Below are 24,134 nucleotides of genomic sequence, written 5' to 3' on the forward strand. Positions count from 1 at the left end.
GCCGGCAGCGCTCAGTCCACGCTGCGCGGCGTCCAGACGCGGCCGTGGTCCACCCGGGTGCGGGTGGCCCCGATGATGAGCAGGCACTTCATGTCGACCGTCTCGGGGTCGAGCTCGCCCAGCGTCGTCACGCGCAGCTCCTCCTCGGCGCGCCCGACGTCGCGGCCCACGACCACGACGGTGGCGTCGTCCCGCACCTCGCGCAGCGCCTTCAGCGCGTCGCCGAGCTGGTCGGGGCGGCTGGCCGAACGCGGGTTGTAGAGCGCTAGCACGAGGTCCGCGGCCGCCGCGGCGCGCAGGCGCTGCTCGACCACGGCCCACGGCTTGAGCCGGTCCGAGAGGCTCATCACCGCGAAGTCCCCGCCGATCGGCGCGCCCGCCCGGGCGGCGACGGCCTGGACCGCGGAGACGCCGGGCACGACGCGGACGGGCACGGCGGAGTACGCCGGGTCCTCCGCGGCCGCCGCGACCTGCGCCTCGTGCACCGCGGTGGCCATGCCGAAGACCCCGGCGTCGCCGCCGGACACCACCGCGACCCGCTCGCCGCGCAGCGCCAGGTCGAGCGCGAGGCGGGCCCGGTCGACCTCCACGGCGTTGCCGCTGGCGTGACGCGTCAGGCCCTCGCGGTGCGGCACCCGCCGCACGTACGGCGCGTACCCGACCACGTGGTCCACCACCGCGAGGACCGCGGAGGCCTCGGGCGTCAGCCAGCGGTCCGGCCCCGGGCCGAGCCCGACGACGGCGAGCTCGGCCGGGCCCGCGGCGACGACGCCGTCGGCGCCGATCGCGGCCGGTCGTGTCGTGGCGCCGGCGGCAGCGGTCCCCGTCCGCCGGCCGACGCTGTGCAGCGAGTCGCCCGCGACGACGATGAGGGAGAAGTACGGCACCGAGTCGGGGTCGACGTCGACGACGCGCAGGTGCCGCTCCGAGGCCATCGACGCCCGCTCGACGTAGACGGCGTGCTCGAGCCGGCCCGCGGCGGCGAGCGCGCGCCGTACCGCGGGGAAGCGTCGACCCAGCTTCATGATGATCGCGCCGTCGGTGTCGGCGAGGCGGCGCGCGAGCTCGGTCTCGGGCAGGGTGCCGGGCAGGATCGTCAGCACGTCGGTCTGGCGCACGAGGGGCGCGGCGACGGTGGCGGTGGCGGCGGCGAACGCCGGCACCCCCGGCACGACCTCGGTCGAGAAGCGCTCGGAGAGGGCGTCGTGCATGTACATGTACGACCCGTAGAACATCGGGTCGCCCTCGGCGAGCAGCACGACGTCGCGGCCCGCCTCGAGGTGGGCGGCCAGCCGCGCGGCGGACTCGAGGTAGAAGTCGGCCATCGCGCCGGCGTACCCGCCCGGGTGGTCGGTCGCGCCCGTGGTGACGGGGTAGACGAGCTCCTCCTCGATCACGCCGGCCGGGATGAGGTCGGCGGCGATGCGTCGGGCGTTCGACTGCTTGCCGCGGCCCGCGTGGAAGGCGACGACGTCGGCGGCCGCGATGAGGCGCGCCGCCTTGAGCGTCACCAGCTCGGGGTCGCCGGGCCCGACGCCCACGCCGTGGAAGCGGCCGGGCGCGACGGGGGCCCCGGTGGTCGGGCCGGGGGTGCTGCCGGGGGTGCTCACTCCGCCTCCTGGGCGATCGCGTTGAGGGCCGAGGCGGTCATGGCCGAGCCGCCGCGGCGCCCGTGGACGGTGAGGAACGGCAGGTCGTGCGCGCCGGCCCAGGCGGCCAGCGCCTCCTTCGACTCGGCGGCGCCGATGAAGCCGACCGGGCAGCCGACGACCGCGGCGGGCGGCGGGCAGCCGTCGGCGAGCAGCTCGAGGAGGTGGAACAGGGCGGTGGGCGCGTTACCGATCGCCACCACCGAGCCGGGGAGCCGGTCGGCCAGCAGCGACAGTGCGGCCGCGGACCGCGTGGTGCCCCAGGCCGCGGCGAGCCCGCCGACGCGGGGGTCGCGCAGCGCGCAGAGCACCTCGTTGGCGGCGGGCAGGCGGGCGCGGGTCACGCCCGTGGCCACCATGTGCGCGTCGGTGATGATCGGCGCCCCCGCCGCGAGCGCGGACCGCGCGGACCGCACCAGCTCGGGGTGCACGACGACGGAGGGGGCGAGGTCGGTCTGCCCGGTGCCGTGCACCATCCGCACGACCACGCGCTCGACGTCCGGGTCGGGCTCGCCGTCGGCGCCGCGGGGGAGGTGGTCGAACCCGCCGGCGGCCCGCACCTCGCGGCGGATGGTGGCGAACGAGTCGACGTAGATCGCCGCGCCCGAGCCCTCGTAGGCGTAGCGCCGGGTCGGGCGCCGCAGCTCCGCGGCGGCCGCGGGCGCGACGACGACCGGCAGCAGCAGGGAGCGCCAGGGCGTGACGACCACGGGCGCGTCGTCGGGCAGCCCGTCGAGCAGCCGCGCCAGCAGCGGCGGGGTGAGCACCCCGTCGGGCACCGCGACGTGGTCGTGGGTGCCGCCCACCGGTCCGTACGGCGGGGGCTCGGCCGCCGCGGGCACGCGCGGGTCGGGCGCGCCCGCGGGCAGGGGCAGCGGCGCGTCGAGCTCGTCGACGTGCCACGGGGCCTCGGGGCCCTCGCCGCGGGCGACGAGGAACTCGTGGGCGACGCCCACCAGGGCCGGGACGGCGCCCTCCAGCGGCACGACCGGACCCCAGCCCGCCGAGCCCCAGCGCACCTGCGCGGTGGTGGCGTCGAGCGCGACGAGACCGACGTCGGTGGGGCGGCCGAGCACGTCACCGCGGCCGTCGTCGAGCACGAAGAGGAACCGCGCGGAGAGCCCGGCCAGCGCCGGGTCCGCCCGCAGGGCCTCGTCGAGCGCCTGCGCGACCGGTCGCAGGTCGGCGCGTCCCCCCTCGACCCCGGTGAGGGGCGAGACGAGCACGTTGCGCACCAGCTCGTGGCTGCGCGAGGGCAGGAGACCGGTGGCCTCGACGGCGGCGTCGGCCGCGGGCAGCAGCCGCCCGTCCTCCAGCGCGAGGCCCCGCAGCTGCAGGTTGGCCCGCCGCGTCAGGTGCACGTCGCCGTCGCCGTGCGCGGCGGCGACCCGGCCGACGGCCCGGAGCGTGCCGGCGTCGGTGGCGCCCCCGACGAGTCGCAGCCGCACGAGCCCGCCGTCCTCGGCGGGCCAGGGCCGGGCGACGCCGGGGCACAGGTCGGTGCGCGTGCGGGTGGCGACCATGGGAGACCTCGTCCGTGCCGGGGCTCGTCACGCGGAGCCCGTCCTCGACACCGGTGGCGGGCGCCACCGGGTGCCAGCAGGTCTTCGGGCTCGGGGTCGACCGGCCGGGACGCCTTCCCAGGGGGATCACCCCCAGTGGCCCCTCTCGAGGAGGTCCCGCCCGTCACCCACACCGCTGCGCGTCAGCCCCGGAGTCGCACCGGGTTCCCTGCCCCTCGCGGGGTCGACTGGCGCGGCGAGACTACCAACCGTCGGCGGTGACGAAGTCCGCGAGCGGCCGGGCGGTCGTCCAGCCGTCGAGCTCCAGCGTCGGACGCTCGTCGAAGTGGGGCGTCGGGCCCAGGCACAGCACGGCCACCGGCTCCGCACCGTCGGGCATGCCGAGCAGCTCGGCGAGGGCCACGGGGTCGAACAGCGACACCCACCCGGTGCCCAGACCCTCGGCCCGGGCGGCGAGCCACAGGTTCTGGATCGCGCAGGCCACCGACGCCAGGTCCATGTGCGGCATGGTGCGCCGGCCGAAGACGTGCGGCTCCCGACCCTCGCGGAGCGCGACGACCAGCAGCTCTGCGCACTCGCGCACGCCCTCGACCTTGAGCCGCAGGAACTCCGCCGCCCGCTCGTCGAGCGCCGCCGCGGTCGCGTGCCGCTCGGCCTCCACCAGGGCGTGGATGCCCTCGCGCAGGTCGGGGCGGGTGATCCGCACGAAGCGCCACGGCTGCATCAGCCCGACGCTCGGCCCGGCGTGCGCGGCCGCGAGCAGCCGCGCGAGCACCTCGTCGGGCACCGTCGCGCCCGGGACGAACCGGCGCACGTCGCGGCGCTGGCCGATGGCGCGGTAGACGGCGGCGCGCTCGGGGTCGCTGAAGGCGTGGGAGGTCACGGGCGGGGAGGGTACGCCGTCGCGCCTGCGGCTGGGGCGGGTCAGAGCATCTGGCGCGGCTGGGCGGTGGACTCCAGCACGCTGAGCCACAGGTCGCCGTCGGGGGAGACGCTGTGCGCCCGCTTCGTCACGGCGGGGATCGGCACGTTGACGAAGCGGTGCTTGCGGCGCCCGACCACCACGTCGGTGCGGCCCGACATGGCGGCGTGCACGGCGCTCTGCGCGAGGCGCGCGCAGTAGACGGCGTCGGCGGGGTCGGCGGGCACCGAGCGGATGAAGTACCCGGGGTTGAAGTAGCGCAGCGTCGCCTCCTCGCCGTGCTCGGCGAAGTCGTCCCGGATGCGCTGGCGCAGGTAGCGGCCGGGGTCGCCGAGCACCTGGTTGCCCGACGCGTCGGTCGCGTCAGCCGCCGCCTCGCCACCCGGGAGGAGGTGCGGGCCGACGCCCTCGGCGACCACGATCACGGCGTACCCGCGGTCGGCGACGCGCTGGCGCACGTGGGCGAGCAGGCCGCCGGGCCCCTCCAGGGAGAAGGGCACCTCGGGGATGAGCACGAAGTTGGCGGTCTGCGCGGCCAGCGCCGAGTAGCAGGCGATGAAGCCCGCGTGGCGGCCCATGGTCTGCACGATGCTGACGCCGTTGACCGCGGCCTGCGCCTCGACCTTCGCGGCGGTGATCGACTGCGCGGCGCGGGCGAAGGCGGTCTGGAAGCCGAAGCTCTGCCCGATGTGGGGGATGTCGTTGTCGATGGTCTTGGGCACCCCGACGATGGCGATCGGCAGGCCGCGGCGCGCGCACTCCTCCGACAGGGCGTGGGCGCCGCGCATCGAGCCGTCGCCGCCGACCACGAAGAGGATGTCGATGGCGTGCTCGACGAGGGTGTCGACCATGACGCCGGGGTCGCGGGCGCCGCGCGAGGAACCCAGCACGGTGCCGCCGCGTTCGTGGATGTCGGCGACGTACTCGCGGGTGAGCGCCACCGGCTGCAGTCCGCTCGCGGGGTCGAGGCCGGCGTACCCGTTGCGGAACCCGACGACCTCGGTGACGCCGTAGTGGTCGTCGAGCGAGCGCACGAGCGCGCGGATGACGTTGTTGAGCCCGGGGCACAGCCCGCCGCAGGTGACGACGGCGGCGCGGGTCCGCGACGGCTCGAAGAAGATGCGGGCGCGGGGGCCGCCGGCCTCGAAGGTCGGGAGGTCCTCGCGGGGGACGCCGCGAGCGTCGATCAGCGCCAGGGTGTCGTCCATGAGGATCCGATCGCCCTCGGCGACGTAGTACTGGTTCGTCGTGCGGCCCTCGACGTAGGAGGCGAGGGGGGACTCGACCGTCGGCTCGCCGAGGGTCCTGACCTGGAGGTCCGCGAGGGTCACCACGTGCGGAACCCTAGTGGTCCGTGCCGGGAAGCGGTGGCCCGTGCCCTAGGCTGCCGTCGACCCTTCCGCCGACGGACCCAGGAACCCGGCGCGACTCCGGGGCGGTTCCGCCACTGTGACCCCCGCGACGCCCGACGGCGGCGCGGGCCAGCCAGACACTGACCGTGGGCGGTCCTGACCCGACGGGGCGAGAACCCCGAGGAGGAACCCCGTGACCCGCATCGCGCTCGTCTCGACGTCCGACACCGACCTGCTCTCCGCCCGCGCCAGCGGCGTCGAGTTCACGGTCGCCAACCCGTCGCGCTCCGCGCACCAGGAGATGGGGGCGGCGCTCGCGGAGGCCGACCTCGTCGTGGCCCGCATCCTCGGCTCGCCGCAGGACCTGTGCTCCGGGTTCCGCCGCATCGTCGGCACCGGCGTGCCCACCGTCGTGCTCGGCGGCGAGCAGACCCCGAGCGCCGAGCTCATGGAGCTCTCGACGGTGCCGGTCGGCGTCGCCGCGGAGGCGCACCGCTACCTCGCGGAGGGCGGGCCGGAGAACCTGCGCCAGCTGCACGCGTTCCTCTCCGACACCGTGCTGCTGACGGGCGAGGGCTTCGAGCCCCCCGCGTCGCTCCCCGCGTGGGGCTGGGCGGAGCGCCCGCAGGCCGCCGCCCTCGCCGACGCCGGCGACCGGGCGCGGATCGGCATCCTCTACTACCGCGCGCACCACGCCTCGGGGAACACCGCGTTCGCCCACGCGCTGGCCGACGCCGTCGACGCCACGGGCACCGCCGTGGGCCTGCCGATCTACTCCTCCTCGCTCCGCTCGGCCCCCGACGACCTGTACGACGCGCTGGGCTCCCTCGACGCGCTCGTGGTCACCGTGCTGGCCGCCGGCGGCTCGACCCCCGCGGACGTCGCGGCGGGCGGCGCCGACGAGACGTGGGACGTCGAGCGCATCGCCGCCCTCGACGTGCCGGTCCTGCAGGCGCTCGCGCTCACCAGCAGCCGCGAGGAGTGGGAGGCCTCCGACGACGGCGTCTCGCCGCTCGACTCCGCGACGCAGATCGCGATCCCCGAGTTCGACGGTCGCATCATCACGGCGCCGTTCTCGTTCAAGGAGGTCGACGAGGACGGGCTGCCGCGCTACGTGGCCGACCCCGAGCGCTGCGCCCGCGTCGCGGGCATCGCCGCCGCGCACGCCGCGCTGGGCCGCACGCCGGCGGCGAGCAAGCGCCTCGTGCTCATGCTGTCGGCGTACCCGACGAAGCACGCCCGCATCGGCAACGCGGTCGGCCTCGACACCCCGGTCTCGGCGATCCGCCTCCTGCGCGCCCTGCGGGCCGACGGCTACGACCTGGGCCCCGCCGACGGCGAGGTCACCCGCCTGCTCGACCTCGAGGACGAGACCGCCGCCGGCGACGCCCTCATCCACGCGCTCATCGCGGCCGGCGGGCAGGACGAGGAGTGGCTGACCAACGCCGACCTCACCGACGCGCACGTGCGCATCACCCCGGAGCAGTACGCCGCGTGGACCGCCGAGGTCTCCCCGACGCTCAAGGCCGAGATGGTCGAGGCGTGGGGCGAGGCGCCCGGCACCCTGTTCGTGAACGACGAGGGCGCGATCGTGCTCGCCACCCTGCGCGCCGGCAACGTCGTCGTGATGATCCAGCCGCCGCGCGGCTTCGGCGAGAACCCGGTCGCGATCTACCACGACCCCGACATGGCGCCGAGCCACCACTACCTGGCGGCCTACCGCTGGATCGAGGCGTCGCCCGAGGCTGGCGGCTTCGGTGCCCACGCCGTGGTGCACCTCGGCAAGCACGGCTCGATGGAGTGGCTGCCCGGCAAGAACGCGGCGCTGTCGGCGGACTGCGCGACCGACGCCGTGCTGGGCAACCTGCCGCTCGTCTACCCGTTCCTCGTCAACGACCCGGGGGAGGGGGCGCAGGCCAAGCGCCGCGCCCACGCCACGATCGTCGACCACCTGGTGCCGCCGATGGCCCGTGCGGAGACGTACGGCGACATCGCCCGCCTCGAGCAGCTGCTGGACGAGTACGGCAACATCGCGGCGATGGACCCGGCGAAGCTGCCGGCGATCCGCGGCGAGATCTGGACGCTCATGCAGTCGGCCCAGATGCACCGCGACCTCGGGCTGGAGACCCGCCCGGAGGACGACGACTTCGACGACTTCCTGCTCCACGTCGACGGCTGGCTCTGCGAGGTCAAGGACGCGCAGATCCGCGACGGCCTCCACGTGCTCGGCGGCGCCCCCGAGGGCGACGCGCGGGTCAACCTCGTGCTCGCCATCCTGCGCGCCACCCAGGTGTGGGGCGGCCAGGCCGGCGCGGTGCCGGGCCTGCGCAGCGCGCTGGGCCTGCCGACCGGTGCGGGCAAGGAGCCGAGCACGGCCGAGGTCGACGCCGTGGAGCGTCGCGCCCGCGCGCTCGTCGAGGCGATGGAGGCGGCCGACTGGGAGCCCACCGCCGTCCCCGGTGTCGTGGACCGGCTCGAGGGCGACGCCGACCCCGCGGTCGGCGAGGTCCTCACCTTCGCCGCGACCCAGGTCGTGCCCCGCCTGGCGCGCACGACCGACGAGCTCACCGCGGTGCTGCACGCGCTGGACGGCGGCTTCGTGCCGGCCGGCCCCTCGGGCTCGCCGCTGCGCGGCCTCGTCAACGTGCTCCCGACCGGGCGCAACTTCTACACGGTCGACCCGCGCGCGGTGCCGTCGCGGCTCGCCTACGACACGGGCGTCGCGATGGCCGAGTCGCTCCTGGCGCGCCACCGCGACGACACGGGCGAGTGGCCCCGCTCCGTCGGCCTCTCCGCCTGGGGCACCTCGGCCATGCGCACCTCGGGCGACGACGTCGCCGAGGTGCTCGCGCTCGTCGGCGTGCGGCCCACCTGGGACGAGGCGTCGCGCCGCGTCAGCGGCCTCGTGCCGGTGCCGCTCGACGAGCTCGGCCGCCCGCGCATCGACGTGACGCTGCGCATCTCGGGCTTCTTCCGCGACGCGTTCCCGCACGTGGTCGACATGCTCGACGACGCGATCCGCATGGTGGCCGACCTCGACGAGCCCGACGACCTGAACTTCGTGCGCGCCCACGCCCGGGCCGACCTGGCGGAGCACGGCGACGAGCGCCGCGCCACGACCCGCATCTTCGGCTCGGCCCCGGGCGCGTACGGCGCGGGTGTGCTGCAGGCCGTGGAGTCGGGCAACTGGCGCACCGACGCCGACCTGGCGGAGGTCTACACGGCGTGGGGCGGCTTCGCCTACGGCCGCGACCTCGCCGGCGTCCCGGCGACCGCGGACATGCAGGCCAACTACAAGCGCATCGCGGTCGCGGCGAAGAACCTCGACACCCGCGAGCACGACATCGCCGACTCGGCCGACTACTTCGAGTACCACGGCGGCATGGTCGCGACCGTCCGCGCCCTGACCGGCACCGCGCCCCGCGCGTACGTCGGCGACTCCACCTCGCCCGACGCCGTGCGCACCCGCACGCTGGGCGAGGAGACCGCTCGCGTCTTCCGGGCCCGCGTGGTCAACCCGCGCTGGATCTCGGCGATGCAGCGCCACGGCTACAAGGGCGCGTTCGAGCTGGCGGCGACCGTCGACTACCTCTTCGGCTTCGACGCCACCGCCGGCGTGGTGGGCGACCACATGTACGACGCGCTCGCCCGCGCCTACGTCCTCGACGAGGACGTCCAGGCGTTCCTGCGCCAGTCGAACCCGTGGGCGCTGCGCGGCATGGTCGAGCGGCTCTCCGAGGCGGCCGAGCGCGGCATGTGGGCCGAGCCCGACCCCGAGGTCGTGGCCGAGATGCAGCGCGTCTACCTCGAGGTCGAGGGCGAGATCGAGGACCGGTGACCCGCACGCTCCACGTCGTGGGCCTGGGCTCGGGTGACCCCGCGCAGCTGACGGGCGAGGCCGTCGCGGCGCTGCGGGGGGCGGCGTACGCCGTGGCGCCCCGCAAGGCCCGCGCGGACGGCGGGGACGACCCCCTCGTGGCGGTACGGCGCGACCTCCTCGCCGCCGTCGCCCCCGGGCTGGCGCTCGTCGAGGTGCCCGACCCCGAGCGCGACCGGTCGGCGCGCGTGGCGGGTGACGCCTCGGCGTACCGGGGGGCCGTCGCCGACTGGCACGCGGCCCGCGCGGCGGCGTACGAGCAGGTGCTGCTCGAGCGGCCCGGCGACGTGGCCTTCCTCGTGTGGGGCGACCCGGCGTTCTACGACTCCACGCTGCGCATCGTCGACGCCGTGCTCGCGGGTGGCCGCGTGGCGGCCGAGGTGCGGGTCGTGCCGGGCATCTCGAGCCTGCAGCTGCTCGCGGCGGCGCACCGGATCGTGCTCCACGAGGTGGGTCAGCCCATCACCGTCACCACGGGGCGACGGCTGCGCGAGGCCGTCGACGCCGGCGCCGACAACGTGCTGGTCATGCTCAACGCCGGCCTCGACCTCGCCGGGCTCGAGGACTGGACGATCTGGTGGGGCGCCAACCTCGCCGCCACCGGCGAGCGCCTCGTCGCCGGCCGCGTCGGCGACGTGCTGGGCGACGTGCTCGCCGCCCGCGACGCGGCGAAGGTCGAGGCCGGGTGGGTCATGGACTGCTACCTCCTGCGCCGCCCGCCGAGTCGTCGCTAGCTGCACGCGATGGCACGCCGAGTCGTGGCCAGCTGCACGGCCGCCACCGCCCGATCGTCACCACACGTCGTACGACGTGCCCGTCACCGCGGGGCGCGCCGCGGGGGAGTGGTGACGAACGGGCGGGCCCGTCGCAGGACGAGCCCGCCCGTCGGCGGATCAGCGGCCGGTCGGCCGCGGGGGATCAGCAGCAGCGCCCCGCGGCGGCGTGCTCGCGGAGGTGGTCGCGGTGCCGCTCGAACTCGCGGCGCGACACCGGCTCGACGCCGTCGGCGGCGCAGCGCGCGACGTACGCGTCCCAGCGGCCCTCGCCGCTGACCTCCCGCAGGTACCAGCGCACGCCGGCCCAGGCGCGGCGGGTGCGCTCGGCGAGCGCGATCACACCTCTGCCCCCGCCTTCTCGCGCCGCTCGGCCTCCCAGGCGGCCAGCTCGGCCTTCTCCTCCCTGGTGGCCACGAAGTCCGCCGGCGCCACGATCGTCGACGGGACCGCGGGCACCTCGGTGGTCGGCAGCGACCCGGCCCGCACGGCGCGCACCCAGACGAGCACCGCGTTGGCGACGATGACGATGACGAGCAGCGCGAACGCCGCCTGCAGCACGCCGTTGGTGGTCGAGTTGCGGATGACGGTGTCCATCTGGCTGGCGTCGGCGGCCGGCGCCAGCACCTCGCCCGCGTCACGGGCGTCGCGGTAGGTGTCGGCCTGCGCGAAGTAGCCGATCTTCGGGTTCGACGAGAACACCTTCTGGTACGACGCCGTCATGGTCACGACGAGGTCCCAGGCCAGGGGCACGGCCGGCACCCAGACGTAGCGCAGCCAGCCGTGCTTGAGGAAGAGCGTCACGCACAGGGTCAGCGCGATGGCGGCCAGCAGCTGGTTGGCGATCCCGAACAGCGGGAAGAGCTGGTTGATGCCGCCGAGAGGGTCGGTGACGCCGACGTAGAGCATGTAGCCCCAGCAGGCGACGACCACCGCGGAGGCCGCCCAGGCCGCGGGCTTCCACGACGTGTCGGCGAACTTGGGCCACACGTTGCCGACGGTGTCCTGCAGCATGAAGCGGCCCACGCGGGTGCCGGCGTCGACGGCGGTGAGGATGAAGAGCGCCTCGAACATGATCGCGAAGTGGTACCAGAACGCCGCCAGCCCGCCGCCGAACGCCTCGTCGAAGATCAGCGAGATGCCGAAGGCCAGGGTCGGGGCGCCACCGGTGCGGGAGATGAGCTCCTCCTCGACGCTCGCCGCTGCGGCGGTCAGCTGGTCGGGGGTGATCGAGAACCCGAGACCGGCGACGAACTCCGCCGCGCTCTCGGCGGTGCCGCCGGTCGCGCCGAGGGGGGCGTTCATCGCGTAGTAGAGCCCCGGGTCGATGACCGAGGCGGCGATGAGCGCGGAGATGGCGACGAACGACTCCATGAGCATGCCGCCGTAGCCGATCATCATGACCTGGCGCTCCTTGGCGACCATCTTGGGCGTGGTGCCCGACGAGATGAGCGCGTGGAACCCCGACAGGGCGCCGCAGGCGATGGTGATGAAGAGGAACGGGAAGAGCTGGCCCGCGAAGACCGGGCCCTCGCCGCTGGTGGCGAAGTCGGTGACCTTCTCGTTCTCCAGCACGGGACGCGCCAGCACGAGGCCGATGGCCAGCAGCACGATGACGCCGACCTTCATGAACGTCGAGAGGTAGTCGCGCGGGGTCAGGAGCATCCAGACCGGCAGGATCGAGGCGACGAAGCCGTAGCCGACGAGCATCAGCGTCAGCGTCTCCTTGTCGAGCGTCAGGGCCTCGCCGAGGCCCCAGCTCTCGACGTACCCGCCGCCGATGATCGCGAGCAGCAGCAGAACGACGCCGATGGCGGTCGTCTCGAGCACGCGGCCCGGGCGCAGGTAGCGCAGGTAGACGCCCATGAACAGCGCGATCGGGATCGTCAGGCCGATGGAGAACACGCCCCACGGCGACTCGGCGAGCGCGTTGACGACGACCAGCGAGAGCACCGCCAGGATGATGATCATGATGGCGAAGACGGCGATGAGCGCCGCGATGCCGCCGACGACGCCGATCTCCTCGCGCACCATCTGGCCGAGGCTCTTGCCGTCGCGCCGCATCGAGAGGAAGAGGACGACCATGTCCTGCACCGCGCCGGCGAGGATGACGCCGACGATGATCCACACGGTGCCGGGCAGGTAGCCCATCTGCGCCGCGAGCACCGGGCCGACCAGCGGGCCGGCGCCCGCGATGGCGGCGAAGTGGTGGCCGAACAGCACGCGGCGGTCGGTCACCTCGAAGTCGGTGCCGTTCTCCAGCCGCTCGGCCGGCGTGGCGCGCCGGTCGTCGAGGCGCAGCACCTTCCGCCCGATGAAGCGGGCGTAGAAGCGGTAGGCGATGGCGTACGACGCGAGCGCCGCGAAGAGGATCCACAGGGCGGAGACGGACTCGCCGCGGCTGAGCGCGAGCACGGTCCAGCAGGTGGCGCCGACGAGGGCCACGGCCACCCAGACGGCGATGGAGGCGGGGGACCGGCGGGCGCGGGGAGCGGGTGGGGAGGGTGGGGTGGACGTCGTCGTCGACATGGGGTGCTCCGAGGGGCAGGCGGATCGCGGACCGGTGAACGTTACCTCCCGCGGGAGGTGCCGCGCTGCCGCCGACGCGGCCCCGGGCCGGCCCTACCCTGGTCGCCGTGACCCGCTCCGCCGCCCCGCTCGTCGTCGGGTTCGACCTCGACATGACGCTCATCGACACGGTCCCGGGGTTCGCGGCCGTGCTGCGGGCGCTCGGCGAGGAGCTCGGCGTCGACCTGCCCGTCGCGGAGATGACCGAGCGCCTCGGCCCGCCCCTCGACGTGCTGCTCGCGCCCCACCTCGAGGCCACCCGCGTCTCGGACGCCTGCGACCGCTTCCGCGCCCTCTACCCGGACCTCGCCGTCGCCAGCGTGCCCGCGCTGCCGGGGGCCCACGAGGCGCTGGCCGCGGTGCGCCGCCACGGCGGCCGGACGCTGCTCGTCACGGGCAAGTACGAGCCCAACGCGCGGCGCCACGTCGACCACCTCGGGCTCGACGTCGACGAGGTCGTGGGGTGGGTCTGGGGCGTGCTGAAGGCCGACCCGCTGCGGGCGGCGGGGGCGGCGGCGTACGTCGGCGACCACGTCCACGACGTCGAGGGCGCCCTGGCCGCCGGCACCACGAGCGTGTCGGTGCCGACCGGCGGCTGCACCGCCGACGAGCTGCGCGCCGCGGGCACCCACGTCGTGCTGCCCGACCTCCTCGCCTTCCCCGCCTGGCTCGACGAGCACCTCGCCACCCGCGCCTGAAACCCGCGCGACCGCCCTGGTGGCCGGGCGTTAGGCTGGACGACAGGCCGGGCGGTTGCCCGGCCTGCGTGCGTCCCGGGAGCCTCCGGGTGGATCGAGAGAGGGGTCGGAGCGGTGCCGACTGGCAAGGTGAAGTGGTACGACGCGGCCAAGGGCTTCGGTTTCCTGTCCACGGACACCGGCCAGGACGTGCACGTGCGGGCCGACGCGCTGCCGGCGGGCACCACCGCTCTCAAGGCCGGCACGCGTGTGGAGTTCGGCATCGCCCAGGGCCGCCGCGGCGACCAGGCGCTGCAGGTGCGGCTGCTCGACGCCCCCAGCTCGGTGGTCCGCAACCAGTCGCGGGCCGCCCGCAAGAAGCCGGACGAGATGGCCCCCATCGTCGAGGACGTCATCCAGCTCCTCGACAAGGTGGGGGAGGGCTACCGCCACGGCCGCCACCCCGACCCGCGCACCGCGGGCCCGACCGCCAAGCTGCTGCGCGCGCTGGCGGACGAGCTCGAGCTCAACGGCTGACGCCGGGTCCGCCCGCGTCGCGCACGCCCCACGGCTGCGTCGGCGGCAGCCCGTCCCCGTCGAGCCCGTCCGCGTCGAGCCCGTCGGCGTCGAGCCCGTCGTGCCGGCTCCCCTCCCGGGGCGGGTACGGCGTGCCCTCCGCCGCGGGCGCGGTGCCCGGCTGGTCGCCGGCCGGGGCGCGGTGCGCGAGGCGGCGGGCCTGGAGGCGGCCGCCGAGCACGTAGACGGCCCAGGCGACGAGCACGGCGGCGGCCACCGACAGCCCGAGGCGTCCCGGCTCGAGGGGGACCGCGATGCCGACGAACCCGCCGACGACCCACGCCAGCTGCAGCAGCGTGTCGGAGCGGCCGAGCGCGCTGGTGCGCACCCGCTCGTGCACGTCGGTCTGGATGGTGGAGTCGAGGGAGAGCTTCGACAGCGACTGGGCGAGGCCCGCGGTGAGACCGAGCAGCGACAGGGTCAGCACGCCGTGGAAGAGCGCGGCGAGGGTCGCCATGGCGGCCGCCGCGGCCAGGGCCAGCACGACGGTGAGCGCCGGGTTCACGTTGCGCAGCAGGGAGGCCAGCGCGATGCCGAGGGTGTTGCCGAGCCCCGCGGCGCCGATGATGAGGGCGAAGAGCACCTCGGTGCTCCACCCGTCGAACGGGTTCGTGGCGAGCAGGAACGCCACGTACATGGTGAGGAAGCCCGAGAGCCACCGCGGCCCGCAGTTGGCCCGGAGCGCGAACGAGACCGACACCGGCATGCGCAGGTTGGCCTTGCGCCGGTCGCCCGGGTCCTTCGCCATGCTGGGCGCGGACGGGCCCGGCACGAGCGCGAGGTGCGTCTCGCCGTGGGTGGAGTCGACGCGGCGGGGGAGCAGGATCGCCAGGATGGTGGCGACGGTGAACACCGCGAAGGCGTAGCGCAGCGACCACTCCGGCCCCGCCAGCGACGCCAGCCCGGCCAGCGGCGCGGACACGCCGGCGCCGACCACGCCCGCGAGCGAGACCCGGGCGTTCGACTTCACCAGCGTCAGGTCGGGCGGCACGAGGCGCGGCACGGAGGCGTTGCGCGTGATGCCGTACGCCTTGGACGCCACGAGCACCCCGAGCGCGGCCGGGAACAGCCACGTGGAGCCGGTCACGACCGCGCCGGCCAGCACCCAGCACAGGAACGCGCGGATGGCCATCGTGCCGCCGATCGCCCACCGGCGCCCGTGGCTGAACCGGTCGAGGAACGGCCCGATGAGCGGGGCGACGATGGCGAACGGCAGCATCGTCAGGCCGAGGAACAGCGCGACCTGCCCGCGGGCCTCGCCGGTGGGCACCTGGAAGAACAGGGTGCCGGCCAGCGAGATGGCGACGGCCGCGTCACCGGCGGCGTTGAAGGCGTGCAGCTCGATGAGGCGCGACAACCCGCTGGCGCCGGCGCCCTCGGCGTGCGACGCCCGGCGGGCCTGCGTGACGGTGAAGCGGCCCGCCCGGCCCGTCGCGCGGGCGGCCCGGGCCACGCCGTGCCCGGTGGCGCGCGCCGTCCGGGCGGCGACCGCCGCGGCCGACGGACCCTCCCGGCCCGGGGCCTCCCCGGGGGCGCCGTCGCCGGGACCGCCGGGGCTGCCCGGGGCGGACGGGCCGGACGGGCCGGACGGGTGGGGGTCGCGGGCGCCGGGTGCGTGGTGCTGGTCCCGCTCGTCGCCGTACGGCGTGCTCATCGGCCTGGGTTCTCCCTGCGTCCGGGTCGTCGGCCCATCCTGCCACCCGACCCGCGCCCCGGGGCGCGACCCGAGCCCCCGGCGCGACACGGCGCGGCCGGATGCGTCATGATCGGGCCCGTGACTCCCACTACGACGACGGCCACGACGACGGTCGCCGCCGCCGCGCCCGCGGGCGTCGACTCCACGCTGGCCCGCGCCGTCGACGTCGCCCGTGCCGCCCTGCTGGAGCAGGTCGACGCCGCCGACGTCGGGGACCACCTCGGCTGCCACGCGGAGGGCGACCGCGTCGCCACCCACGCCTTCGCCTGCCTGCGCCCCGGCTACCGCGGCTGGCACTGGTCGGTCACGGTCGCCCGCGCCTCGCGCCAGCGCACCGCCACCGTCGACGAGGTCGTGCTGACCCCGGGCGACGAGGCGATCGTGGCGCCGCCGTGGGTGCCGTGGCGCGAGCGCGTCCGCCCCGGCGACCTCGGCCCCGGCGACCTGCTGCCCGTCGACGACGACGACCCGCGCCTCGTGCCGACGTACTCCTTCGGCGACGACCCGATCGACGACGACACCCGCACCCAGGTGCGGCGCGTCGCGCGCGAGCTCGGCCTCGGCCGGGTGCGCACCCTGTCGCCCGAGGGCCGCGACCTGGCGGCCCAGCGCTGGTACGACGGGGACGGCGGCCCCGCGACGCCGCTCGCGGCGTCGGCGCCCGCGGCCTGCACGACCTGCGGCTTCCTCGTGCGTCTCGCCGGCCCGCTCTCGGAGATGTTCGGCGTGTGCGCGAACGCGAACGCCAACGACGACGGCCGCGTGGTCTCCCTCGACCACGGGTGCGGCGCCCACTCCGAGGTGCAGATCGCGAAGAAGCACCTGCCCGCCCCGCTGCCGGACCCCGTGGTGGACACGATCACCCTCGAGGACCTCGAGCGCTTCTGAGGGTCCGGGGCGCTGAGCGGCTCAGGCCGCCGGCCCCGCCCCGGGACCCAGCGGGTCCCCGGTCTCCCCGACACCGGCGGCCTCGGCGGCCTCGGTGCGGGCCCGGCGCCGCCGGCGGCAGTACTCCAGGCCCAGCAGCCCGAGCCCCAGGCCGGTCAGGCAGGTCCACAGCACCCAGCCCGCGCCCTCCGCGGACAGGCGGGAGTAGAAGGGCAGCAGGCCGACGAAGGCCACGGCCCACAGCACGCAGCCGATCTCGACGGTGCGCACGCCGTCGACGTCGAGCGGCTCGACGTCGGCGACGGCGTAGGTGCGCCGACCGATCTCGTGCTGCGTCGGCTGGTCGTCGCGGAGCTCCACGCCGGTCACCCTAGACGACGCCGGGCCGGCCCCCGGTCGGCCGGCGGAATAGTTACCCGAGGTAACGAGTTACGCTCGGTGACATGCCCCCCACCACCGAACGCGTCGCCCGCACGGACGCCGGCCTCGCCGCCGAGCTCCGCGTCGCGGTCATGCGCCTGCGCCGTCGCCTCGCCAACGAGCGCGACCCCGCCAACGACCTCGGCATCGGGGTCATGGGCGTGCTCGGTGCGCTGCACCGCCACGGCGAGGCGAGCGTCGGCGAGCTGGCGGCCTTCGAGAAGGTCCAGCCGCCGTCGATGACGCGGGCGGTGCGCAAGCTCGAGGAGCGCGGCTACGTGGCCCGGCGCTCCGACGAGCGCGACGGCCGCCTCGTGCTGGTGTCGCTGACCGACGCGGGCCGCGAGCTGGTGCTCGCCGACCGGCGCCGGCGCGACGAGTGGCTGGCGCGCGAGCTGCGGGCGCTGACGCCGGCCGAGCGCGCGACGCTGCGGGCCGCCGTACCGATCCTCGCGCGGCTCGCCGTGCAGGACTGAGACCCCCCGACCCCCGCCCACCGACGACAGGAGCGCCCACCGAGTGAGCCCCACCTTCCGCTCGTTGCGGAACCCGAACTACCGCCTCTACGCCGCCGGCGGCATCGTCTCCAACACCGGCACCTGGATGCAGCGCGTCGCCCAGGACTGGCTCGTGCTGGCGATCGCCGCCAACGGCGCCACCGCCCTCGGCATCACCACGGCCCTGCAGTTCCTGCCGATGCTGCTGCTCTCGCCGTACGCCGGGGTGGTCGCCGACCGCGTGCCCAAGCGACGCCTGCTGCAGGTCACGCAGCTGATGATGGCGGTGCCGTCGGCGGCGCTCGGCGTGCTCGCGGTGACCGGGACGGTCGAGGTGTGGCACGTCTACACGTTGGCGTTCCTGTTCGGCGTGGGCACGGCCTTCGACGCCCCGGCGCGGCAGTCGTTCGTGAGCGAGATCGTCGACGAGGACGACCTGACGAACGCGGTGGGCCTCAACTCGGCGTCGTTCAACGCCGCGCGGCTCGTCGGACCGGCGTTGGCCGGCGTGATGATCGCGGCGCTCGGTGGCGGCGTGGTGGGCACGGGCTGGGTCATCCTCATCAACGCGGTGTCCTACCTGCCGGTCATCGCGGTCCTCGGCCGGCTCGACGGCGCGGCGCTGCACAGCGCCTCGGTGACGGGGCGGCGCAAGGGCGCGCTGCGGGAGGGCCTGCGCTACGTGCGGGGTCGCCGCGACCTGATGCTGGTGCTGGCCGTCGTGTTCTTCGCCGGCACGTTCGGGCTCAACTTCTCCATCACCTCCGCGCTCATGGTCACGGAGGTGTTCGGGCGCGAGTCGGCGGCCTACGGGCTCGTCGGCTCGGCCGTGGCGGTCGGCTCGCTGACCGGGGCGCTGCTGGCGGCCGGCCGGGCCCAGGTGCGCCTGCGGCTGGTGGTGGGCGCCGGGCTCGTCTTCAGCGTGGCCGTCGTCGTCGCGGGCCTGCTCCCGACGTACTGGTCGTTCGTCGTGTTCGCGCCGGTGCTCGGCATCACCGCGCTGACCATGATCACCGCCGCCAACACCCGCATGCAGATCGCCACCGACCCGGCGCTGCGCGGGCGCGTGATGGCGCTCTACCTGATGATCTTCATGGGCGGCACACCCGTCGGCGCACCCCTCATCGGGTGGGTGGGGGAGGAGTACGGCGCACGCTGGACCCTCGTGCTCGGAGGCGCCGTCACGCTGGTCGGGATCCTGGTCTCGCTGGCCGTCCTGGGGCACCTCCGGCCTGTTTTGACCGCCCTGAGGCGACCCGGTAGCCTCGGTCCTCGTGTCTGGCACAGCCGGACCGTCGAGCGTGCCGGAAACCAGATCGACACGCCCGACCGCGGGGGCAGCGTCCCCGTGGGAGCGGGCGGTCGCCAGGCGTGAGGCAACCACCGGATCGAGCAGCACCACCCGCAACACACCGTGCCCGGCAGAGCGCCGGGTACTGAGAGCGACAAGAGAGGGAACCACCAGGTGCCCACCATCAACCAGCTGGTCCGCAAGGGCCGCCAGGACAAGGTGTCGAAGACCAAGACGCCTGCCCTGAAGGGATCGCCCCAGCGCCGCGGCGTCTGCACGCGCGTCTACACCACCACCCCGAAGAAGCCGAACTCCGCGCTGCGCAAGGTCGCGCGTGTGCGTCTGAGCTCGCAGGTCGAGGTGACCGCCTACATCCCCGGCGAGGGCCACAACCTCCAGGAGCACTCGATCGTGCTCGTGCGTGGAGGTCGTGTGAAGGACCTCCCGGGTGTCCGTTACAAGATCATCCGCGGCGCGCTCGACACGCAGGCCGTGAAGAACCGCAAGCAGGCGCGTAGCCGCTACGGCGCGAAGAAGGAGAAGGGCTGATGCCGCGCAAGGGTCCCGCCCCGAAGCGTCCCGTCGACGTCGACCCGGTCTACGGGTCGCCGCTGGTGTCGCAGCTGGTGAGCAAGGTGCTGCAGGACGGCAAGAAGCAGGTCGCGCAGCGCATCGTCTACACGGCGCTCGAGGGTGCTCGCGAGAAGACCGGCACCGACCCGGTCGTCACGCTGAAGCGCGCGCTCGACAACGTCAAGCCGGCCATCGAGGTCAAGTCCCGCCGCGTCGGCGGTGCGACCTACCAGGTGCCGATCGAGGTCAAGCCGAACCGCAGCACGACGCTGGCCCTGCGCTGGCTCGTCGGCTACGCGAAGGACCGTCGCGAGAAGACGATGTCCGAGCGGCTGATGAACGAGATCCTCGACGCGAGCAACGGCCTCGGCGCCGCTGTGAAGAAGCGCGAGGACACGCACAAGATGGCCGAGTCGAACAAGGCCTTCGCGCACTACCGCTGGTGAACCCACGCGCCGGGCGCCCCGCCTGACGGCGGGCGCCCGGCGCCCACCCACCCAGTCCGAACTTTCTAAGGAACCAGACCCAAGTGGCTGTCGACATCACCACGGACCTCACGAAGGTCCGCAACATCGGCATCATGGCGCACATCGACGCCGGCAAGACCACCACCACCGAGCGGATCCTGTTCTACACCGGCATCACCTACAAGATCGGTGAGGTCCACGAGGGCGCTGCCACGATGGACTGGATGGAGCAGGAGCAGGAGCGCGGCATCACCATCACGTCCGCCGCGACGACCTGCTGGTGGAAGAACCACCAGATCAACATCATCGACACCCCGGGCCACGTGGACTTCACCGTCGAGGTCGAGCGCTCGCTGCGCGTCCTCGACGGCGCGGTCGCGGTGTTCGACGGCGTCGCCGGTGTCGAGCCGCAGTCCATGACGGTGTGGCGCCAGGCGAACAAGTACGCCGTGCCCCGCATGTGCTTCGTCAACAAGCTCGACCGCACCGGTGCCGACTTCTTCCGCTGCGTCGACATGATCGTCGAGCGCCTCAACTCCACGCCCCTCGTGCTGCAGCTGCCCATCGGCGCCGAGCAGGACTTCATCGGCGTCGTGGACCTCGTCGGCATGCGTGCCCTGACCTGGCGTGGCGAGACCACGATGGGTGAGGACTACACGGTCGAGGAGATCCCCGCCGACCTCGCCGAGCAGGCCGCGGAGTACCGCGAGAAGATGATCGAGACGCTCGCCGAGACCGACGACGACCTCATGGAGCGCTACCTCGAGGAGGGCGACGTCTTCTCCGTGGAGGAGGTCGAGGCCGCCATCCGTCGCGCGACGCTCGCCGACAAGCTCAACCCGGTCCTCACCGGCACCGCGTTCAAGAACAAGGGCGTGCAGCCCCTGCTCGACGCGGTCGTCAAGTACCTCCCGTCCCCGCTGGACGTCGAGGCCATCGAGGGCCACAAGCCCGGCGACGAGGACACCGTCATCGAGCGCAAGCCCGCCGACGACGAGCCGTTCTCCGGCCTGGCGTTCAAGATCGCGTCCGACCCGCACCTCGGCAAGCTGACCTTCGTCCGCGTCTACTCGGGCAAGCTCGAGGCCGGCGCGACGGTGGTCAACTCCGTCAAGGGCCGCAAGGAGCGGATCGGCAAGGTCTACCAGATGCACGCCAACAAGCGTGAGGAGATCGCGTCGGTCGGCGCCGGCCAGATCGTGGCCGTCATGGGCCTCAAGGACACGACCACCGGCGAGACGCTCAGCGACCCCGCCAACCAGGTCGTCCTCGAGTCGATGACGTTCCCGGCCCCGGTGATCGAGGTCGCCATCGAGCCGAAGACGAAGAGCGACCAGGAGAAGCTCGGCGTCGCGATCCAGCGCCTGTCGGAGGAGGACCCCACCTTCACCGTCAAGACGGACGAGGAGACCGGCCAGACGATCATCGCCGGCATGGGCGAGCTCCACCTCGACGTGCTGGTCGACCGCATGAAGCGCGAGTTCCGCGTCGAGGCGACCGTCGGCAAGCCGCAGGTGGCCTACCGGGAGACGCTGCGCCGCAAGGTCGCGAACCACAGCTACACCCACAAGAAGCAGACGGGTGGCTCCGGCCAGTTCGCCAAGGTCGTCATCTCCCTCGAGCCCAGCCTCGACCCGGAGACGGGCCACGGCGCCGGCTACGAGTTCGTCAACGCCGTCTCGGGTGGCCGCGTGCCGCGCGAGTACATCCCGTCGGTGGACCAGGGTGCGCAGGAGGCCATGCAGTTCGGTGTCCTCGCCGGCTACCCGATGGTGGACGTGAAGGTCACGCTGGAGGACGGCGCCTACCACGACGTCGACTCCTCGGAGCTCGCGTTCAAGATCGCCGGCATCGCGGCCTTCAAGGAGGCGGCGCGCATGGCGAAGCCGGTCCTGCTCGAGCCGATGTTCGCCGTGGAGGTGACCACGCCCGACACGTTCCTGGGCACGGTCATCGGCGACATCAACTCGCGTCGCGGCCAGATCCAGACGCAGGAGGAGCGTCACGGCGACATGGTCGTCACGGCCCTCGTCCCGCTGTCCGAGATGTTCGGGTACGTTGGCGACCTGCGGTCCAAGACCTCCGGTCAGGCGTCGTACTCGATGGAGTTCGACTCGTACGCCGAGGTTCCCCAGAACGTCGCCGACGAGATCATCAAGAAGGTCCGCGGCGAGTAACCGCTCCCTGCAGGATCCTCGGCACACCGCACCACCACCACGAGTCAAGTAACAACCACACCAGGAGGAGCCCCCAGTGGCTAAGGCGAAGTTCGAGCGGACCAAGCCGCACGTCAACATCGGCACCATCGGTCACATCGACCACGGCAAGACGACGCTGACGGCTGCGATCACGAAGGTCCTGCACGACAAGCACCCGGACCTGAACGCGGCTTCCGCGTTCGACGAGATCGACAAGGCTCCCGAGGAGCGTCAGCGCGGCATCACGATCTCGATCGCGCACGTCGAGTACCAGACCGAGGGTCGTCACTACGCCCACGTCGACTGCCCCGGTCACGCCGACTACATCAAGAACATGATCACCGGTGCGGCGCAGATGGACGGCGCCATCCTGGTGGTCGCGGCGACCGACGGCCCGATGCCGCAGACGCGTGAGCACGTGCTGCTCGCCCGCCAGGTGGGCGTGCCCGCCCTGGTCGTGGCGCTCAACAAGTGCGACATGGTCGACGACGAGGAGCTCATCGAGCTCGTCGAGATGGAGGTGCGCGAGCTCCTCAGCGAGTACGAGTTCCCCGGCGACGACATCCCCGTGGTCCGCGTGGCCGCCTTCCCGGCGCTGCAGGGCGACGCCAAGTGGGGCGAGTCGATCATGGAGCTCATGGACGCGGTCGACGAGGCCATCCCCACCCCCGAGCGCGAGACGGACAAGCCGTTCCTCATGCCGGTCGAGGACGTCTTCACCATCACGGGTCGCGGCACGGTCATCACCGGCCGCATCGAGCGCGGCATCGTGAAGGTCAACGAGGAGGTCGAGATCATCGGCATCCGCGAGAAGGCGCAGAAGTCGACGGTCACGGGCGTCGAGATGTTCCGCAAGCTGCTCGACGAGGGCCAGGCGGGCGAGAACGTCGGTCTCCTGCTCCGCGGCACGAAGCGCGAGGACATCGAGCGCGGCATGGTCGTCATCAAGCCGGGCACGACCACCCCGCACACGAACTTCGAGGCGTCGGTCTACATCCTGAGCAAGGAGGAGGGCGGCCGCCACACGCCGTTCTTCAACAACTACCGCCCGCAGTTCTACTTCCGCACGACGGACGTGACGGGCGTCGTGACGCTGCCCGAGGGCACCGAGATGGTCATGCCCGGTGACAACACCGAGATGGCCGTCGAGCTCATCCAGCCCATCGCGATGGACGAGGGCCTGCGCTTCGCCATCCGCGAGGGTGGCCGCACGGTCGGCGCCGGTCGCGTCACCAAGATCACCAAGTGATCACCGCCGTCTCCTGACGGCACCGCAGCACGGCAGCACCGCGAGGCCCCGCTCCCCAGGGAGCGGGGCCTCGTGCCATTTCGCCCCGGCACGGGTGTCGGGGGAGGATCGCCCCCATGTCCGACCAGCACGCCGTCGCCGCCGCTCGCCCGCACCACAAGGTCACCGAGGAGGGGCGCCGGGTGCGCGAGGTGCTCACCTACTCGCGCCGGGGCAGCCGCTTCACCCCCAGCCAGCAGGAGTCCTGGGACGCCCACCACGAGGCGTGGGTGATCCCCGACGAGGCGGTCGACGCCGACGGGTTCGACCTCGACGCCTGGTTCGGCCGGGGCCCGGGGGAGCGCGACGGGCTCGTCGTCGAGATCGGCTCGGGCATCGGCGAGGCCACGGCGGCCCTCGCGGCGCAGCGGCCGTCGTACGACGTGCTGGCGCTGGAGGTGTGGCGTCCGGGTGTCGCCCACGGCCTGGGGCTCGTCGCGGAGGCCGGGGCGACCAACGTGCGCTTCTGCAGCATCGACGCCGTGTGGTTCCTGGGCACGCTGCTGGGGGAGGGGTCGCTCGCCGAGGTGTGGACCTTCTTCCCGGACCCGTGGCCCAAGGCCCGCCACCACAAGCGCCGCCTCGTCACGGCTCCCCACGCGGCCCTGGTCGCCTCCCGGCTGCGGGCGGGGGGCACGTGGCGGCTGGCGACGGACTGGGCGGAGTACGCCGAGCAGATGCGGGTGGTGCTGGACGCGGAGCCGCTGCTGGAGGGCGGGGTCGTCGAGCGCTGGGCCGACCGTCCCGTGACGAAGTTCGAGCGCAAGGGGCTCGCGGCCGAGCGCTCGATCACCGACCTCGCCTACCGCCGCCGGGGCTGAGCGCCGGGCCCGGAGTCAAATGTGGAAGGCCGCTGCGGGGTTCCACCCCGTCGGCGGCCCTGCCTAGGGTCGATCCCG

Annotated in this window: 20 protein-coding genes, 1 pseudogene and 1 riboswitch; of the genes and pseudogenes, 12 read left to right on the forward strand and 9 right to left on the reverse strand. The window is 74.0% G+C overall.

Translation table 11 applies throughout. From position 1 onward, the window contains the following. Positions 1-11 precede the first annotated feature (11 nt). From INN71_RS03220 to INN71_RS03240, 5 genes and pseudogenes are all read right to left on the reverse strand, one after another. Positions 12-1,610, reverse strand: coding sequence for a precorrin-2 C(20)-methyltransferase (locus INN71_RS03220; protein ID WP_301799527.1), 1,599 nt, complete (start codon positions 1,608-1,610; stop codon positions 12-14). After that, the gene (locus INN71_RS03225; RefSeq protein WP_301799697.1) at positions 1,607-2,293 is read right to left on the reverse strand and encodes a precorrin-8X methylmutase; all 687 of its coding nucleotides are present in this window, start codon (positions 2,291-2,293) and stop codon (positions 1,607-1,609) included. The genes INN71_RS03220 and INN71_RS03225 overlap by 4 nt, the downstream gene beginning before the upstream one ends. 675 nt (positions 2,294-2,968) lie before the next feature. Next, positions 2,969-3,172, reverse strand: a pseudogene (locus INN71_RS03230) (nitrite reductase); the annotation flags it as partial. A gap of 78 nt (positions 3,173-3,250) precedes the next feature. Continuing rightward, positions 3,251-3,382: riboswitch (cobalamin riboswitch) on the reverse strand. 31 nt (positions 3,383-3,413) lie between these two features. Continuing rightward, positions 3,414-4,055 (reverse strand): 5,6-dimethylbenzimidazole synthase, encoded by a 642-nt coding sequence (bluB, locus tag INN71_RS03235; RefSeq protein ID WP_301799529.1) that lies wholly within the window; start codon positions 4,053-4,055, stop codon positions 3,414-3,416. Between the two features lie 41 nt (positions 4,056-4,096). Further along, the gene (locus INN71_RS03240; protein ID WP_301799530.1) at positions 4,097-5,428 is read right to left on the reverse strand and encodes an ATP-dependent 6-phosphofructokinase; all 1,332 of its coding nucleotides are present in this window, start codon (positions 5,426-5,428) and stop codon (positions 4,097-4,099) included. Positions 5,429-5,639: 211 nt separating this feature from the next. On the opposite strand from INN71_RS03240, the gene cobN reads away from it, so the two are divergent. Further along, on the forward strand, positions 5,640-9,284 hold the full coding sequence (cobN, locus tag INN71_RS03245) for a cobaltochelatase subunit CobN (protein ID WP_301799532.1): 3,645 nt from the start codon (positions 5,640-5,642) through the stop codon (positions 9,282-9,284). Then, a complete protein-coding gene (gene cobF / locus INN71_RS03250; RefSeq protein ID WP_301799534.1) occupies positions 9,281-10,057 on the forward strand; it encodes a precorrin-6A synthase (deacetylating) in 777 nt (258 codons plus the stop codon). Before cobN ends, cobF begins: the two co-directional genes overlap by 4 nt. Positions 10,058-10,241: 184 nt before the next feature. Here cobF and INN71_RS03255 read toward each other — a convergent pair whose 3' ends face one another. Continuing rightward, the gene (locus tag INN71_RS03255; RefSeq protein ID WP_301799535.1) at positions 10,242-10,439 is read right to left on the reverse strand and encodes a YbdD/YjiX family protein; all 198 of its coding nucleotides are present in this window, start codon (positions 10,437-10,439) and stop codon (positions 10,242-10,244) included. Next, positions 10,436-12,625 (reverse strand): carbon starvation CstA family protein, encoded by a 2,190-nt coding sequence (locus INN71_RS03260; protein WP_301799536.1) that lies wholly within the window; start codon positions 12,623-12,625, stop codon positions 10,436-10,438. Before INN71_RS03260 ends, INN71_RS03255 begins: the two co-directional genes overlap by 4 nt. A 107-nt stretch (positions 12,626-12,732) precedes the next feature. On the opposite strand from INN71_RS03260, the gene INN71_RS03265 reads away from it, so the two are divergent. Next, positions 12,733-13,362, forward strand: coding sequence for an HAD family hydrolase (locus tag INN71_RS03265; protein ID WP_301799538.1), 630 nt, complete (start codon positions 12,733-12,735; stop codon positions 13,360-13,362). Positions 13,363-13,476: 114 nt separating this feature from the next. Then, positions 13,477-13,878 carry a cold-shock protein gene (locus INN71_RS03270; protein ID WP_301799540.1) on the forward strand — a complete coding sequence of 134 codons (402 nt, stop codon included), beginning with the start codon at positions 13,477-13,479 and terminating at the stop codon, positions 13,876-13,878. Here the strand turns inward: INN71_RS03270 and INN71_RS03275 are convergent. Beyond that, positions 13,868-15,571 (reverse strand): MFS transporter, encoded by a 1,704-nt coding sequence (locus tag INN71_RS03275; protein ID WP_301799541.1) that lies wholly within the window; start codon positions 15,569-15,571, stop codon positions 13,868-13,870. The genes INN71_RS03270 and INN71_RS03275 overlap by 11 nt on opposite strands. Positions 15,572-15,691: 120 nt before the next feature. Between INN71_RS03275 and INN71_RS03280 the strand changes: the two genes are divergently transcribed. Continuing rightward, positions 15,692-16,501, forward strand: a complete 810-nt coding sequence (locus INN71_RS03280) for a DUF3027 domain-containing protein (RefSeq protein WP_301799542.1) — start codon at positions 15,692-15,694, stop codon at positions 16,499-16,501. 21 nt (positions 16,502-16,522) lie between these two features. Here the strand turns inward: INN71_RS03280 and INN71_RS03285 are convergent, their stop codons facing one another. Next, positions 16,523-16,861 carry a DUF2530 domain-containing protein gene (locus INN71_RS03285; protein ID WP_301799543.1) on the reverse strand — a complete coding sequence of 113 codons (339 nt, stop codon included), beginning with the start codon at positions 16,859-16,861 and terminating at the stop codon, positions 16,523-16,525. Between the two features lie 83 nt (positions 16,862-16,944). Between INN71_RS03285 and INN71_RS03290 the strand changes: the two genes are divergently transcribed. From INN71_RS03290 to INN71_RS03320, 7 genes are all read left to right on the forward strand, one after another. Continuing rightward, on the forward strand, positions 16,945-17,397 hold the full coding sequence (locus INN71_RS03290) for a MarR family winged helix-turn-helix transcriptional regulator (RefSeq protein ID WP_301799545.1): 453 nt from the start codon (positions 16,945-16,947) through the stop codon (positions 17,395-17,397). Between the two features lie 43 nt (positions 17,398-17,440). Then, entirely contained in the window at positions 17,441-18,793 is a 1,353-nt protein-coding gene (locus INN71_RS03295) for an MFS transporter (RefSeq protein WP_301799547.1), read from the forward strand. Positions 18,794-18,883: 90 nt separating this feature from the next. After that, positions 18,884-19,258, forward strand: a complete 375-nt coding sequence (gene rpsL, locus INN71_RS03300; RefSeq protein ID WP_277501373.1) for a 30S ribosomal protein S12 — start codon at positions 18,884-18,886, stop codon at positions 19,256-19,258. After that, complete coding sequence (rpsG, locus tag INN71_RS03305; protein ID WP_301799550.1) at positions 19,258-19,728, forward strand: 30S ribosomal protein S7; 471 nt, start codon at positions 19,258-19,260, stop codon at positions 19,726-19,728. The genes rpsL and rpsG overlap by 1 nt, the downstream gene beginning before the upstream one ends. Positions 19,729-19,811: 83 nt before the next feature. After that, positions 19,812-21,926 carry an elongation factor G gene (fusA, locus tag INN71_RS03310; RefSeq protein ID WP_301799552.1) on the forward strand — a complete coding sequence of 705 codons (2,115 nt, stop codon included), beginning with the start codon at positions 19,812-19,814 and terminating at the stop codon, positions 21,924-21,926. Positions 21,927-22,002: 76 nt separating this feature from the next. Beyond that, on the forward strand, positions 22,003-23,196 hold the full coding sequence (gene tuf, locus INN71_RS03315) for an elongation factor Tu (protein WP_277501376.1): 1,194 nt from the start codon (positions 22,003-22,005) through the stop codon (positions 23,194-23,196). A gap of 116 nt (positions 23,197-23,312) precedes the next feature. Continuing rightward, positions 23,313-24,056: a tRNA (guanosine(46)-N(7))-methyltransferase TrmB gene (locus INN71_RS03320; protein ID WP_301799554.1), complete on the forward strand. Its 744-nt coding sequence runs from the start codon at positions 23,313-23,315 to the stop codon at positions 24,054-24,056. The last annotated feature ends 78 nt before the right edge of the window (positions 24,057-24,134 follow it).

It is taken from the genome of Nocardioides sp. ChNu-153 (assembly GCF_030466625.1).
Lineage (GTDB): Bacteria > Actinomycetota > Actinomycetes > Propionibacteriales > Nocardioidaceae > Nocardioides.